This is a genomic window from Streptomyces sp. NBRC 110028 (genome assembly GCF_001417735.1).
In the GTDB taxonomy this organism is placed as follows: Bacteria; Actinomycetota; Actinomycetes; order Streptomycetales; family Streptomycetaceae; genus Streptomyces.
Map to the genome: position 1 here is coordinate 42,612 of NZ_BBUZ01000042.1, position 14,694 is coordinate 57,305.

Consider the following 14,694-nt stretch of genomic DNA (forward strand, 5'->3'; position numbering starts at 1 on the left):
CTCAGTCGGGGATGCTGCGCAGCAACTGGGTGAGTGTCCTGCCGGGGATCGATCCCGAGGGAACAACGCCAACAGGCATTGCACCCATGGCCTCATAGAAGGGCTCAGCGTTCGGGTCCGCGTCGATGGTGAACTGGGTGAACCCCAGGTTCCGAGCAGTCGCAACAGCGTGCTGGAACAGCAGACGGCCGACGCCCTTCCCGATGACACCGGGATCGACGAACATCATGCCCAGCACGCCCTGCGGCGGATCGCCCTCCAAGGTCGTGAAGCCCACAATGCCGCCGTCCTGTTCTGCCACAGTGGCTCGGCGGACGGAGAGCTCACCTTCTCTGAGCGTGAGTTCTTCACGACACGACTCAAGAAACTGAGCGTCATACCCCCAATACGCTTTCGAACGAAGCGCCAGGTCAGTCAAAACGCTCGCTTCGTCCAGCCGCGCAGGCCGGATCGAAATCCCCACCGAACACCCCCACAGGCTCGCCATCGTCGAACCTCAATGATCCACATGAGCGGTGGCGAACGACAGGCCGCCCAAGGCATGACCTTGCAGATCTCAAATACTCACTGACCAACCGGCACCTTACCGACGACAGCGACACCTTGCCGACGATCGCCCCGCCTGGAACCCCGCCGGCGGGGCGTCGTTGTCACAGAACATCGGCACCGTGAACGCCGCCGTCATCGGCATTTTGAGTGTCGGGCAACACACCGGCCAACCCGGCGGCAAGTGGGAGGTCCACCTCAACCCACACGACGTGCGACAGATCTACATCCGCCTGCCCGACGGGCACCTGCACGAGGTCCCGTGGATCCACCGCGACCACGTCCACGCCCCCATGGGCGAGACCATCTGGCGTCACATCCGCGCCACCCTGAACCGGCGCGGCGACCGCGAGGCACACGAGGCCGCCCTCGCGGAGGCCGCCGACCATGTCCTGCGCCGCGCCCGCCCCCTGCCCGGCCACGGCACACCCGCCCCAGCGGCGGCGGGAGCGGCGAGCCCGCAGACGGCGGATGACGGCGCGGAGGCCGAGGACAGTCCCGACGCCGTCGACGCCCACGCCCCTGACGCTGACGCTGACGCTGACGGCAATCTTGCCGACAGCGATGAACTCTCCCCGCCCGCAGGCCGATACGCGCTGTACAACGCCTTCGAGGAGGCCGAACACTGGTGAGAAGCCCCGACACCACGCCCCCCGCCGAGGAGACATCCGCAGGGACAGTCACCACCTTCGACGCCTTCGCCCGGTTCGCCGCCACCGCCCCGCCCACACCACCGAAGCCGGGCCAAGCACCCCGCTCGCCGGAAGAACGCCTGGCCTACCACTCCCAGTTCGTCACCGTGCGCACCCCGGCCATCGAAACCCTCTCACGCAGTGTGCGCACCCTGATGATCCTCGGCCGCCACCAGAGCGTCACCGCACGCCCGTCCCTGATCGTTACCGGGCCGGCCACGACCGGCAAGACGACCGCGCTGCTCGAAGTGGGCCGAACCTGCCACCTGGCCCACACCCGCCGCGCCGCGCCCGGCGACGACAGCGTGCCCGTCGCCTACGTGCTGGTGCCGCCCGGCGCCACCGCCAAGACCCTGACCGGGGAGTTCGCCCGCTACCTCGGCATCCCCGTCACCACCCGCATGACCACCACGCAGATCACCACCGCCGTCTGCCGCACCTACGCCGCGGCCGGCATCAAGCTCGTGCTGATCGACGAGATCCACCGGCTCAACCCGCGCACCTCCAGCGGCTCCGAGGCTGCCGACTGGCTCAAAGACCTCACCGAACGCGTGCGGGCCACGTTCGTCTACGCGGGCATCGACGTCACCGACAGCGCCGTATTCACCGGGGTCCGCGGCGCGCAGCTGGCCGGACGCGCCTCCCTGATCGACTGCGGGGCGCTGCCCGCCCGCGCCGGATCGCGCGAACCGTTCCGGGAACTGATCGCCTCCCTCGAGCAGGCCCTCGACCTTCACGCCCACCGCGCGGGCAGCCTGCCGAAGCTGGCCCCCTACCTGCACGAGCGGACCGCCGGACGGATCGGCAGCCTCTCCCGCCTGATCCGCCAAGCCGCCATCGAAGCCATCCTCGACAGCAGCGAACGCATCGCCAAGACACTCTTGGACGGCTTCGCGCTCGACCACATCGCCGAAGAGCACTACCGGCCCCGCAACCCCACCCGCCGCCGCACCCGCCGCCGCACCCGCCCCAGCAGCCGGTGGCCTCCCCGGCCCCAACCAGGCCCCCGGTGCGGGCCGCCGCCATATGGCCGTCCGTGCCCGGCCCGCTGCACGTACGGCCGCTGCCCGGCGAGGCCACCGCCTCCTACCTCACCCGCCTCGCCGCCACCTACCGCCTCAGCCCCGCCCAGCTCCTCGACGGACTCGCAACCACCGTCACCGGCACCGAGCACGCCCCGCCCGCCGCCGAGATCCACCTCAGCGCCGAAACCGCCCGCCGCCTGTCCGGCTTCACACGCATCCCCCTCACACACCTCACCCGCGCCCTACCCCACCTGCGCCCGCCCGCACCCTCGTCGGCCAACACCGGTGCGCACGACACCGCCACCGCCCACTGGCATGTGGCCGAGCCCGCCCTGCAGCCGCTGCCGGCGTGCACCGCCTGCACCATCCGCCGCAGCCCGCACACGGCAGCCCCCGCGTGGATCCACCCGCCGCCACACCTGCCCCGGATCATGATCTGCACCCGCCACCAACAGGCCTCAAGCGACCCCCGGCACCCCGCGCCCCTCAACATCCAAGCTGTCCCCGAACTCACCCAAGCCCACCTTCGCGCGCGGCACCCGGCGACACCGGTCTCCCTGAGCTGGGCATCGACGATCACCACACGCTGGTACGACCACCACCAACACCTGCACCAGCGCTGGCGAACGCGCCTGCACCAGCTCACCGCCGCCAACCCCCACATCCCCCCAGGCCCGGCCTCGCCCGCCCTGACCTGCCGGGAACTGATCACCTATCCCGAGACCCTCACCCTCGCCACGGCCCTCGACCGCCTGCCCCCGCACCCCCTGACACGCACACAGCAGACCGCCTTCCTCCACCAACTCGCCGGCCGCCTCCACCTGCCCCGCCTCGCACCCGCCGACCACGACCTGCTCCGGCAACGCCTCGCCACCCGCTGAACCAACAACGTCCCTCGCTGCCCAGCCCTGACAGAACAGGCCGACAACTCCCGTACCAAAAGACGCGCCAACTACCCTGCGCAAAAACCGCCACCACGCTCAACTCACTGCGCAGCCATAAACGCCCAGCTCAGCCCACATACCGCCCGTCGCCGACGCCACGGCCCCGCATAAGCCTCCCCCCACGGAACAGACCCACCGCTCAGAACAACTGAGCAACAACAGGCCACAACCAAGATCGATAAGCAGGCGCAACAGTTACGCCACAGCTGTAGCCGACGGCTGCCGGTGTTGTCCTGAAGACAGCGGAACCGGTGGGAAGAGGGGGCCCGTCCGCCCGGGCAAGGTCGTCCGGGTCCGCCTCCGCCCACACGGGATGGAACAGAGTCAGCGTCTGGGGCAATTGGGACGCCTCAAGCCGCCCGACCTGATGCCAGGTCAGCACTCGTGAGCGCAGTGCCGAAGCGCGAGCGAGGGCCCGTTCGCTTCCGGCCCCGCACAGCACCAGCGCCGCCCCACAGCCCGGCGCGTCCCACAACTGCCGCAGATAATCCAGCAATGGCGGCGTCAGACGCTGGGCGTCATCGACAAACAGCACACCCGGCTCGACCAGTGCACGCATCAGAGCCTGGCTGGCCGGCCCGGCCCGGTGCGTCAGCGCCCCCGACGGCAGCCCGAACGCTTCACACAGCGAGGCCCGCAGCTGCGGCAGACCGTCCGCCACACCGGCCACCGTCCGCCACACCGGCACCCGGCCGGGAAGGAGATGCAAAGCCTGCTCGACGGCGACCGTCTTCCCCAGGCCCGTGTCCCCGTACACGCAGCACATCCCGCGGGCCGCGACCGTATGCCCCACGGCCTCCACCACACCTGCCGGGTCGACACCAGCCGGGCCACCGGCACGTACAATCGAACACCGCCGCCCCGCACCCCCGCATCCGCGGTGCCCTCCGGTACCGGCACCTCGGCGGGCGGACCGTCGACAACAAGCGGACCACCCGCCCCGTCCACGAGCCCCAAATCCGCCAGTGCCCGGTCATACCGACTCGGCTCCAGCCCGGCCCGGGCCCCAGCCGGACGAGCCACTTCAAGAACCCGGCCCGCTTCCAGATCCCGCTTGATCACGCGGTGCAACGTCGGCAGCGAGGGCACACACTCCGCGCCCCATCCCTCCAACGCCCCCTCCTCCTGGGCCCGGAGCATCCTGCGCCGCAACTCCGCGACGTTCCCGCCCGCCTCCGCGAGGACCTCCCACAACGCGTCACTCAGCGAAACCCCGTCCTGCCGCGGCCGCGCGTCGACATGGCCCCGACGCCCATCGGCCAGCCACCGCCACACCGTCCGCTCCGACACACCCGCCAGCTCCGCCGCGATCCGCACATGCAGATCCGCACATGCAACCGCGACAGCGTCTCCTCCCCATCCACCGCAAGAAGCCGCCGTACCACCACACCCCGCGCCAACGGCGCACCCCCGGCCGGCACACCACCAGCCGATCCCGCCTCGGCCCACCCGCCGAAACCCCCTGAACCGTCATACGGCCCAGCCCACCCGACCCCGCCAGCCCCTCACACAGGAACAGCGAAAGCCATGACAGCCAGGCAACCAACCTGCTACTGAGGTTGAACTCGTGACGCAGGGAGACCGTCGCGGGGAGCACCGCCGCCGGGCTCACCGCCGGACGGCACGCAGTCCGTCCAGGAGCAGCCGCAGCCCGAACTCGAAGTGTGCCGTGAAGTCCGTACTGGTTAGCACCGGCAGGGTGGCGGCGAGGTGCGGATACGTCCCTGCCTCCACCACCGCCTCGTGCAGGGCCCCCGCGTTGATGGGCCCCCCGTCCTCCGGCCGGAGGGCGGCCTGTTCCTCCAGGGTGTGGCCGACGGTGAAGTGGGACACCGCGTAGAGCGCCCGCGCCGCCTCACCGTCGCTGAAGCCCGCCGCACGCAGCACCCCGATGAGGCCGTCGGCGAAGCCCAGGGTGTTCGGGCCGGTCGAGTGCGTACCGGCGTAAACGCGGGCGCCGTCGCGATGGGCGAGCAGGGCCGTGCGCAGTGCGCGGGCCAGGCGCGCCACTCCCTCGCTCCAGTCGCCGTCCCCGGCCGGGCCGGTGGCGCCGGCGACGCCGCCGACCATGTGCTCGGCCATGGCGGTGAGCAGGTCCTGTTTAGTCGCGAAGTAGCGGTACAGCGCACCGGCTTGGACACCCATCGCATCGGCGAGCCTACGCATGGTCAGCGCGTCGAGCCCGGACTCGTTCAGCAGGTCGAGGGCGGTCCGGACGGTGCGGGCCTGGTTGAGCCGGGCTGGGCGGCCCCTGGCCGGGCTTGACGGTGCGCTCATGGACCCCACTATACTGAACACCGTTCACGTGAACATCGTTCACTAAATAAAGGAGGCCATCTCCGATGAACACCGACGTGATCGTCGTAGGCGCCGGCCCGACCGGGCTGATGCTCGCCTGCGAGCTGGCACTGGCGGGCATACGGACCCGGGTCCTGGAGCGCCGCACCGAACCGCAGCGCCATTCGCGGGCGCTGAGCCTGCACCCGCGCAGCGTGGAACTGATGGACCAGCGGGGACTGCTCGACCGTTTCCTCCCGCTCGGCCGGACCGTGCCGGGCTGGCACTTCGCGGGGTTGCCCACCCAGCTAGACTTCGGTGCCCTCGACTCCCGGCACGGCTACACCCTCTTCCTGGCCCAAGCGCGCACCGAGGCGATCCTCGAGGAGCGGGCACACGAGCTGGGGGTGGAGATCAGCCGGGGACACGAGATCCTCGGCGTGAGCCAGGACGGCGACGGGGTCGAGGTGGAGACCCGCGTCCCCGGCGGTGGCACCGAGACCGTACGTGCCCTGTACGCGGTCGGGTGCGACGGCGGGCGCAGCCTCGTACGGCGGACTGCAGGGATCGGCTTCCCCGGCACCGACGAGACCCTGACCGGGATACTCGGGGACTTCGCGGTCGTCGACCCGCGGCCCGGCGCCCTCGATGCGGCACGGGCCCGTGGCGTGATCGTCGCGCCGCTGGAGGGCGGGCTCACCCGGTTCGTCTGCCTGGATCCGGAGCGGATGCGGGTCCCGTCCCGGGAGCCCGTCACCCTGGAGGAGTTCCGTACGTCGCTCACCCGGATCACCGGCTCCGACTGCGGGGTCGCCGAGCCCGACTGGCTGTCGCGTTTCGGCAATGCCACGCGGCTCGCGGAGAGCTACCGCTCGGGACGGATCCTGCTGGCGGGCGACGCCGCCCACATCCACTTCCCCGCGGCGGGCCAGGGGCTCAACACCGGGCTCCAGGACGCCATGAACCTGGGGTGGAAACTGGCCGCCGCGGTGCACGGCTGGGCCCCGCCCGGGCTGCTGGACAGTTACGACGCGGAGCGCCGGCCGGCCGGCCGGTCGGTGACCGAGAACACCGAGGTCCAGACGCTGCTGGCGGAGCTGACGCTGATCTCGGGGTACCAGCGCCCGGCCGCGGCCCTGCGGTCGCTTCTCGACCAGCTGCTGGGCATCGCGGAGGTCAACCGCCGGCTCGCCGATCAGGTCTCCGCGCTCGGCACCCACTACCCGCCGGCGGACCCGGGCGCCGACCCGCTGGTGGGGCGGCGTATGCCCGATGTGGGACTGACCGCCGCCGGTTCGGCGGCGACACGGGTGTACGAACTCCTCACCCGGGGCCGCTTCGTTCTGCTCGCTCTGGCGAAGGACCCGTCCCTGCGGGAGGCCGTCGACACGGACCGGGCCCCCCGGGTCACGGCCGTATCCGTCGATAAGTACGACGAGCACGCCGACCTCGACGGGGTCACCGAGGTGCTCGTACGCCCCGACGGCCACGTCGCGTGGGCCACCCGTACCGCCGACCACGCCACGCGCCGCGACGAGCGGGTCCAGGCGCTGACCGCCTGGGCGGGTACGCCCTCCTCAAGGAGCTGATCATGTCGGTGACCCGCGTCAGCCCACCGTCCGTGCACAACCCGTCCGACCAGATCACCCAGGTCGTCACCGTCGACGGAAGGCGGCTCGTGCAACTCTCCGGGCAGGTCGCCTGGGATGAGCGAGGACGGCCCGTGGGACTCGGTGACCACGGGGCCCAGGCGGCACAGATCGCCCATAACCTCGACGCCGCGCTCGCCGCGGTCGGCGCCACCCGTGACGACATCGTCGACGAGACCATCTACGTCGTCGACTACACCCCGGAGCTGCTGCCCGCGATCTTCGGGCCGCTGCGGGCCGGTGTCGCGGAAGCACCCGCGAGCACGCTGGTGGGCGTGTCCGCGCTCTTCGCACCGGGGTTCCTCCTGGAGGTCAAGGTGGTCGCCGCGCTCCCCGGACAGGGGAGCCAGGACCGGGCCGTACCGGCCGACGCCGGCACCGAGGCGGGCGAGCCCGCCAGGGCACACGAGACGGACGGGGACCAGGATCTCGAAACGGCACTCACCCGCCGGGCCTGAAAAAACCCGTCCTTCGCCGCGCGACTGGAACGCGAGCCCCTGGAGGCCCTGGCGTCGATGGGGGTGCGGGTGGCCCCGGGGGTCAAGGTGCAGGTCAGGCTGCAAAGACGCGACACCCTGTACTACGTCCTCCCACCCGCGAAACGGCCGGACGAGCCGGCCTCCCGTTCAGCCACGCGACGCCGCTCCTCCTCCGCTTCGCCGCGCTGCCAAGCGCCGACGCGGGCGAGCCGGGTGAAGACACCTTCGCCCTGGAAGCCCTCGGGTCTGTCAAACGAGTGGCCCTGTCTCACATTCGGTGGTAACGGAGCGTGCTGCTATCCGAGGAGGATGCGGTGCCGGAGCAAGGTGAAGCCTGCTCGTCCGTGTATCTGGCGCGCGATCCGTTTGGTCTTCGTGTTGACGCCCTCGGTGGGGCCGTTGCTGTACGGAAGGGTGAGCCCCGCGATCACGGCGTCGAGGTCTCGGTCCAGGCCCCGGGTGAAGGTGCGCAGATGAGGCAGGTCGGCCTCTCGGACTTGGGCGATCCAGCGCGTGAGTGCGTCGGCGTTGTCGGCGTGCGGCGTAAGGAGCGGGGCGAAGTCTCTGATACCGGCTGCGAGTTGGGTCATCTCGGGGCAGGAGGCGGTGAGTTTGGCCAGGAGTTCGTGCTGCTCGGTCTTGAGGTTGTCGGGCCTGGTCAGCAGCATCCGGGCGAGCCGCCGCGGGGAGATGTGGCTGCGGTCGGCGTCTGCGCGGCCTTGGTTGATGTACTTGTGCAGAAGGTTGAGGCATCCCGTGAAGCCGAGGGCTTTGATCTCTTCGAAGAGGTGCTTGACGGGGGCGGCGGGGTCCTCGGCTCGGCGTTTGCGCAGGTGCTCGCGGTAGGGGTCGACGAGACTGGCGCGGTATTTGGGGACGCGGAGCATCCGTTCGGGCTGGTCGGCGCGGGCGTAGCGTTTGACGGTGTTCAGGGCGAGTTGCAGGCGGCGGGCGCATTCCAGCAGGCCGGCGCCTTGGTCGAGGAGGTCGTGGACCTGATGCCAGCGTTCGAGGGTGGTCTGTGCGCGGGGCCCGTCGTAGATGGGTGCGTCCAGTACGGTGGCCCAGCAGGTGCTGTGGGCCTTCACCTCGCTGAGGGTGGCGTCGCACAGGTTGTGCCACAGATGCCAGCGATCTCCGACCTGCACCGCGTCGGGCAGGGCGCGGCGGATGGCCTCGGCATAGGTCGCCGAGCCGTCACGACACACGACCTCGATACCCGGGTGCTTGCGCAGCCACGCCTCAAGGGTGTCGGCGGTGCGGTCGGGGAGTACGTCGATCCGTTCATGGGTCTCGGCGTCGATCACCACGGTGGCATAGCGGTGCCGCCGGCGCAGGGCGAAGTCGTCGACGCCGATCACACGGGGTGTCCGCCCGGTGGGCAGTGGGATGCGCAGCAGGGTGCGCAGGGTCGTGTGACGCGACAGGCCCACCGCGAGTATCGCCAGCAAACGTGATCCCGCCCGGCCCGCTAACTCTTTGACCACCGCCTTGACCTGCCTGGTCAGACGAGCGGTTCGTCGCTGGTATCGCTCCAGCACCCCGGGCACCTGTTCGCGGAAGGTGTGGCGGCACCCTCGCGTGGGGCACACCAGACGCCGCACCCGCACACGGACCACCACCCGTCGCCCGTCGACCGGAACGTCGGCCACCGTCCGCCAGTGATAGCCGTGCACCCGTCCCGACGACGCCCCGCACACCAAACAGACCGCGGTGTCCAGCGGCGTCCGGGCCCGCACCACGATCCGCTCACCCTCGTCGGCCACATCCTCCATGACCAGCGGCGACAGACCCGAAAACACCATCTGCACAAGCTTGTTGACATCCATCACATGAAGGGCAACGAGCCCCACGACTCTCCATCACCACCGAATGTGAGACAGGGCCGAACGTTTTACGTCCCCCGCCATGGGCAACCTGCCCCAGCCCGTCGACAGCGCCATCCAGTGGCTCGATGACGCACACACCGTCCGCGAGCGCTGGCGCGCCCTGGTCACTGCCCGGCGAGACCACCTGCGCGGCACCCGGTAGACGACACGGACACCGCCACCCACATGTCCGGGTCGCTAGCTGCATAGGCTCGACACGAATGCGGCTGAGACCACGAGCTACCTCCGTAGGGGATCCCCAAGGTCGACACTGGTGCCTGCTTTGGGTTTCTGGCCCGTACCTCCCGGCCAGCCGGGCTGAGTGAGAGGACAAAGATCTGCTGTGAAGGCGTGCGGAGTGTCCGGGGCCGAGAAGGAAGTCGCCTTGCTGGAGTTGCCCGAACCGTCATCTCCGGGGCCCGGTCAGATCCTGGTGGCGGTTGAGGCGGCCGGGGTTGGCCCGTGGGACGAACTGCTGAACGGCGCTGGTTGGGACGTGGGGCTGCGTCCCCCGGCGGCGCTGGGAGTGGAGGGCGCGGGCAAGGTGCTGGCCTTCGGCGCGGGTGTCACCGGGTTTGCCGTAGGCGACCGGGTGCTCGCACACGAGGCTCCGCTGCCCGGGGGCAGCGGCTTCTGGGCCGAACGCGTTCTGATCAACGCGGATCACGCGGCAGCCTGCCCACGCGGGCTGGACGCCGTGCACGCGGCGGCGCTGCCGGTCAACGGACTCACCGCGTTGCAGGCTCTGGAGAAGCTGGACCTCAGCCGAGGACAGCGGCTCCTCATCACCAACGGAGGCGGGGCCACCGGAGCCCTGGCCATCCAGCTTGCCGCGGCCAAGGGCATCGAGGTGACCGCGACCGCGTCTGCTGCCGCCGCAGAGCGCCTGCTCGGGCTGGGAGCGATGGAGGTTGTCGACTACCACGACCCGAACTGGTCGGCCAAGGTACGCGGTGGGTTCGACGCCGCCCTCACCATCGCCACCAGCACGGCGGACACCGTCCTGCCTTTGGTGCGGGACGGCGGCCGACTGTGCTCCCTGACCTCGGACGCGCCTCCGGAGGAACGAGGCATCACGAGTTGGGACCTCTACGTCGAGCCCAACGCCGCGCAGCTTGTCCAGCTGGCGGACCAGGCCGCCGCGGGAACCTTGAAACTCGCACCGGAACCCCTGCCGCTGAGCGAGGGGCCGGCTGCGTTCGCCCGGGTGGTTACCGGACGGGCCGGCGGTAAGAAGATCGTGCTTACCCGAGCATGACCCGCCCGGATACCGCCCGATCCCGATGCTGAGCCACCGTGCCCGCCAGGCCCGATCGAGAAGTCGTTGATCACACCGCGGCCGCCTGCCTGAAGATTTCTTTCCCCAGAGCTTGAAGGGGCGGCGTCCGCCACTGTCCGGCGGGCGCGGCCCCTTCATCTCGTTGGGCCGGGCAGATGAGTTACGGCGCTTGGAGGGGGCTACAGGTCCGCGAACGGCGGGCAGATGTACGTGATGGCGATCAGCTGTAAGCGGGGCAGCGGCAGCGCCAGCATGAAACCGTCCTCAAGGAGGGGAAGGCGCCGCACGCCGCCGGCGCCCCCTGGACGCGGGCCTTCTCCGATGTCCGTGACGTCGATCCCCATCTCGGCCAGGTCGACGAGCTGTCCGGCGAGCCTCTCCACTTCAGCGACCACGCGTTCAGGCAGTCCCTTCGCCATGTGCTCGAAGCCGGGCTCGTACTCCCACTGCCATCCACTCCCGCCGGTCACCCGCCAGCCCGCCGGTCGATACCCGCCTCGTCCGCCGCCTCGGTCTGGATGGCGGACACCTCGGCGGCGATGGCGCGGGCCTCCGTCAGGTCCTCCACTTGCGCGGCGCGTGTCTCCAGCTCGCGCAGGCGTGCTGCGCGAGCGGGGTGGCGCTCGATCGCCACGGTCAACGCCCACTGCCGCAGGAACCGCCGCATCGGCGCCGCGTCCACATGCTCACGAGCAGCCGCCATCGCCTTCGTCCGGTCAGCGTCGAAGACGGCCACCTGGCTCGGCGCGATCCGCACCAGCGCGGCACGCAGCTCCTCCGCGGTCGCCTTGGGCTGCGGGATCAGGGGGCCGTGTCCGTCGGCTACTGACTCGCTCATGCTGCCTCGCTCCGTGTCATGCTCACCGGGGCCGCGACGACTATCTGCGGCCCGTGAGCAGCTTGACGATCTGCGCCTGGTTCCGGTTTAACCTCTGCCCGAGGTCTTCGAGACGGGCTTGCAGTCGGTCGGCCTTCTGGCCGAGGTTTCCGGCCTGGGGACGCACCGCGGTCATGTCGCTCTTGATGATCTCGAACTCGCGGTCGTTCTTCTCCGTGGCCTCTTCGAAACGCCAGGAGAGGGCGGCGAGTCGGTGGTGGGCTATGGGGTCCTCGGGCACGCGGGACGCTCCTGCCAGGTCAGGGATACGAACAGACATCAGGCTCTCCACGATATCGCGCTCGCCATCCGTCGAGCCCGGCCCCGGTCCGGGACGACTGTCCGGACCGAGGCCGGATTCGTGCGGCCGCTTACGCTCGGACTCATGGAACCGTTGTGGGGTGTAGGCGGCCTTGCTCGCGAGGCCCGCGACCTTGCCGTTTCTGCGCGCACTGGGGGGCGGCCATATCGGCTCCGGTGAGGGCGCAGTGTGACGGGTGATTCGAGCGCCTAGCCGCACCTCCTCTTACTGGGTATCGGCTTGAATGGCCCTCCCGAGGCTCCGTCTGCTAGGGCCATTTGATGGCTGGGATGTTGTGATGTCGCGGGGTACGCGGTCGGTGTCGGGAAGTAACGCAGTGAGCATCGATCCATTCAGCGTGGATGTGTCAAAGTCAGCTCCGATGTGTTGGCCGATCGCATGCAAGGCAGCATGGATTGACAGGACGGGTCTGCCATTGTTGTCTGCTGGCTGCCTGGCTATTTGAATGGCTTGCCAGAAGTGCTGGGGGTCGTCGCCGTCGATCGTATGGGGGCGCCCCGGCTCGAATTGTGCAGCGCGGTTGCCGTCGTGGAAATGAGTGAAGGTGACCAGGCCGTCTCCGCCTTTGAAGAGAGCGAGTGTATCGGTTCCCTGCGACAGTCGGTGCAGAACCTGTGTCTTGATGCCTTCAGGGACCCCGTCTTCATAGCAGAAGGTCCACCTGCCCAAGGGGCCCGTCCTGAGCAGTGTTCCTTCTGATGTCTCCTCGTATTTATCGGCAGACTCGTACAAGGTATGCAAGGCCGCGCGGCCAGGGTCGGCGCCGTAGCATGCCAGCACCTCGTGCGGGGTTTTGCCGTGGGTGAACGTGACGCAGAATCCTGTGCCACCGATGGTGGATGTCCACTCCCATGGTGAGGACGGCGTACTCATAGTGTGCTCCGAGAACCGGAGCCGCGCCTCTGGCTTAGCCGGAGGCGCGGCGGTGTCATGGCCGATGGTGCAGGGATAGAGCAGTGCTGTGGAGGATTCAGGACCTGAATGTCCGGAACTGGGTGCTCAGGCTGTACGTTTACAGAGTCTACGGCTCACTGGAATTTGATGTCGGGTACGTCCACGTTGTACTTTTCCAGGTCGAGGACTCGTTGCAAACTAGCGAAGCTTCCAAGCTTTCCACCTGCCGCACCGTTCTCTGGCCGGGGAACGTGGCCCCGTGCGCATTTCTCTGTAAATTTGACGGGCCTGCCGGGATCGGCATCGCGAACTTCCCACATGCCGGGACTGATCTGCCCGGGTATGACTTCCGCGCACAGCAAACCGGGAGTGCCACCCTCATAGGATTTTGCGAAGGGGAACTCATCACACGAGTCATCGGGGATGACATCGGGCATCCGCTCGAATGACGCGCCACAGATGCTATCACGGTTAGCTTCAGAAGCCTTATCGTCCGCCAATCGCCGCAGGGGGGTTCCTGCGCCCCACTGGTCCGGGAGTTTGACCTGTGCCCACTTGTACAGAACTGCCGCGGCGCCGTACTTACTGGCTGGCAGTAACGCGAGATCCTTCGGAAGGCGACGAAGTATTTCGCCCGAGAGACGCGTTGGTGAACCGCTTCTGGTTCGTCGCCGACTACCAGGGCAAATTATGGCGTGAAGCGGCTGTGCAGCGTCCTCGGCGTCACCCGCTCCAGCTTCTACTACTGGCGCGCGACGGCTGCGGAACGGCCTGACCGGCAGGCAGCCGACGCCCTTCTCACCGCCCGATACGGGCCGTAGAGTATGACGAGTGCGAGAGGTCTGGGTGCGCCTCAGTAGCATGCAGACAGAAAGTGCCTTCCTGCTAGAACGAGCTTGTAGACAGCCGCGCCAGTCAAGAAGGCACTTTCTCTTTCCCAGGGTTCAGAACACCCGCAGCTGACTAACGGATGAGTTAGTTGGACATTTAAGTTCGTCCGGAAGTCGCCGAGGGGCTATCGAAGATCCATCCCAGGCGTCCTCGAACAAAGGGCAGGGTTGCATCGGCCCACGTGGTGACCTGGAAGACCCCAGGGCATTGCACGAACCGGCGTAGTAAAACCCGCCAGCGGGATGGGTAGCCAATCGTGGGCGTGAGGCGCTGGTCGCTGTTCATGTCGTACCCCTGCCGTAGCTGCTGGCTGAATCCCACGTCTTTTTACTTATGGACGTGGGCCTTGGGGGTTGTCCCGAAACCGTCTGTCCATGCGACGTTCACGTAGGTGTTGCCGTTGAAGGTCACGGGGCCGACGTTCGCCGAGTCCCACCTGATGTAACCGTTCGGCGGAGCGGTCTTGCAGCCCCTGAACTTGGCGACCTCCCACACGCCCGGATGCAAGATGGTCACGTTGTACTTGAACGTCGCCAGGATGTCACATACTCGACCGTGGCGGGGGAACCGATAGGCGAGACTCGTCCAGGAATCGAGCTTCAGCTTTCTTCCCTTGAGGACCTGGCAGGTGTCGTTGCTGGGGGCCGTGCACTTGGTAGCGCTTTCGACAGCGGATCCTCCGCTGCCGTCGCCATCGCCGATGACCGGGGGCTCGGCCGCTGCGTCTTCGACGACGTGCGGGATCAGCTCGCCTTCCAGCTCCGGCTGTTCCTCTACCGGGGTAGCCGGGACATCTTCCGAGCCAGGATCATCCGACTGAGGGTCCTCACCGAAGAGGCCCGCGCTCGGTCTGACAACATTGCTTGTGTCGCTATCCGCCTGCGCGGAATGCAGCATTCCTATTAACGGCACCGCCGCCAAAGAGCATGCGAGCAGCAAGCCTTGCTCTTG

General features: G+C 68.6%; 16 protein-coding genes and 1 pseudogene. 7 read left to right on the top strand and 10 right to left on the bottom strand.

Annotation, left to right across the window (positions count from 1 at the left end; translation table 11 throughout):
- Position 1: 1 nt before the first annotated feature.
- Positions 2-487 carry a GNAT family N-acetyltransferase gene (locus ASC60_RS31980; protein WP_055557122.1) on the bottom strand — a complete coding sequence of 162 codons (486 nt, stop codon included), beginning with the start codon at positions 485-487 and terminating at the stop codon, positions 2-4.
- A gap of 271 nt (positions 488-758) precedes the next feature.
- Here ASC60_RS31980 and ASC60_RS31985 point away from each other — a divergent pair, with 271 nt between their 5' ends.
- From ASC60_RS31985 to ASC60_RS31990, 3 genes and pseudogenes are all read left to right on the top strand, one after another.
- Complete coding sequence (locus ASC60_RS31985; RefSeq protein ID WP_159043363.1) at positions 759-1,178, top strand: hypothetical protein; 420 nt, start codon at positions 759-761, stop codon at positions 1,176-1,178.
- Positions 1,175-2,185 (top strand): annotated as a pseudogene (locus ASC60_RS40070) (TniB family NTP-binding protein); the annotation flags it as partial. The gene ASC60_RS31985 and the pseudogene ASC60_RS40070, both read left to right, overlap by 4 nt.
- Before the next feature lie 89 nt (positions 2,186-2,274).
- Positions 2,275-3,144, top strand: a complete 870-nt coding sequence (locus ASC60_RS31990) for a TniQ family protein (RefSeq protein WP_234357220.1) — start codon at positions 2,275-2,277, stop codon at positions 3,142-3,144.
- Between the two features lie 202 nt (positions 3,145-3,346).
- On the opposite strand, the gene ASC60_RS31995 is transcribed toward ASC60_RS31990, so the two are convergent.
- Both ASC60_RS31995 and ASC60_RS32000 read right to left on the bottom strand, forming a co-directional pair.
- Positions 3,347-3,973, bottom strand: a complete 627-nt coding sequence (locus tag ASC60_RS31995; RefSeq protein ID WP_267892843.1) for an ATP-binding protein — start codon at positions 3,971-3,973, stop codon at positions 3,347-3,349.
- Positions 3,974-4,815: 842 nt separating this feature from the next.
- Positions 4,816-5,484, bottom strand: a complete 669-nt coding sequence (locus tag ASC60_RS32000) for a TetR/AcrR family transcriptional regulator (RefSeq protein WP_107097227.1) — start codon at positions 5,482-5,484, stop codon at positions 4,816-4,818.
- 65 nt (positions 5,485-5,549) lie between these two features.
- On the opposite strand from ASC60_RS32000, the gene ASC60_RS32005 reads away from it, so the two are divergent.
- Complete coding sequence (locus ASC60_RS32005) at positions 5,550-7,073, top strand: monooxygenase (protein ID WP_055557130.1); 1,524 nt, start codon at positions 5,550-5,552, stop codon at positions 7,071-7,073.
- Between the two features lie 2 nt (positions 7,074-7,075).
- The gene (locus ASC60_RS32010) at positions 7,076-7,591 is read left to right on the top strand and encodes a RidA family protein (protein ID WP_063787248.1); all 516 of its coding nucleotides are present in this window, start codon (positions 7,076-7,078) and stop codon (positions 7,589-7,591) included.
- A 317-nt stretch (positions 7,592-7,908) separates the two neighbouring features.
- Here the strand turns inward: ASC60_RS32010 and ASC60_RS32015 are convergent, their stop codons facing one another.
- A complete protein-coding gene (locus ASC60_RS32015; protein ID WP_107097228.1) occupies positions 7,909-9,441 on the bottom strand; it encodes an ISL3 family transposase in 1,533 nt (510 codons plus the stop codon).
- 79 nt (positions 9,442-9,520) lie between these two features.
- On the opposite strand from ASC60_RS32015, the gene ASC60_RS43825 reads away from it, so the two are divergent.
- Together ASC60_RS43825 and ASC60_RS32020 are read left to right on the top strand one after the other, a co-directional pair.
- Positions 9,521-9,643 carry a hypothetical protein gene (locus ASC60_RS43825; protein ID WP_267892838.1) on the top strand — a complete coding sequence of 41 codons (123 nt, stop codon included), beginning with the start codon at positions 9,521-9,523 and terminating at the stop codon, positions 9,641-9,643.
- Between the two features lie 195 nt (positions 9,644-9,838).
- Positions 9,839-10,738, top strand: a complete 900-nt coding sequence (locus ASC60_RS32020; protein ID WP_055557132.1) for an NADP-dependent oxidoreductase — start codon at positions 9,839-9,841, stop codon at positions 10,736-10,738.
- A 200-nt stretch (positions 10,739-10,938) separates the two neighbouring features.
- Here the strand turns inward: ASC60_RS32020 and ASC60_RS32025 are convergent, their stop codons facing one another.
- The 6 genes from ASC60_RS32025 to ASC60_RS38530 form a co-directional block, all read right to left on the bottom strand.
- Complete coding sequence (locus ASC60_RS32025; RefSeq protein ID WP_055557227.1) at positions 10,939-11,178, bottom strand: hypothetical protein; 240 nt, start codon at positions 11,176-11,178, stop codon at positions 10,939-10,941.
- A gap of 47 nt (positions 11,179-11,225) precedes the next feature.
- A complete protein-coding gene (locus tag ASC60_RS32030; RefSeq protein WP_055557134.1) occupies positions 11,226-11,597 on the bottom strand; it encodes a DUF6247 family protein in 372 nt (123 codons plus the stop codon).
- Positions 11,598-11,637: 40 nt separating this feature from the next.
- On the bottom strand, positions 11,638-11,877 hold the full coding sequence (locus ASC60_RS32035) for a hypothetical protein (RefSeq protein ID WP_055557136.1): 240 nt from the start codon (positions 11,875-11,877) through the stop codon (positions 11,638-11,640).
- 285 nt (positions 11,878-12,162) lie between these two features.
- The gene (locus ASC60_RS41890) at positions 12,163-12,831 is read right to left on the bottom strand and encodes a DUF6461 domain-containing protein (RefSeq protein WP_159043365.1); all 669 of its coding nucleotides are present in this window, start codon (positions 12,829-12,831) and stop codon (positions 12,163-12,165) included.
- 155 nt (positions 12,832-12,986) lie between these two features.
- On the bottom strand, positions 12,987-13,289 hold the full coding sequence (locus tag ASC60_RS41895; protein ID WP_159043366.1) for a hypothetical protein: 303 nt from the start codon (positions 13,287-13,289) through the stop codon (positions 12,987-12,989).
- A gap of 781 nt (positions 13,290-14,070) precedes the next feature.
- Positions 14,071-14,640, bottom strand: a complete 570-nt coding sequence (locus ASC60_RS38530; protein ID WP_234357221.1) for a hypothetical protein — start codon at positions 14,638-14,640, stop codon at positions 14,071-14,073.
- Between the last annotated feature and the right edge of the window lie 54 nt (positions 14,641-14,694).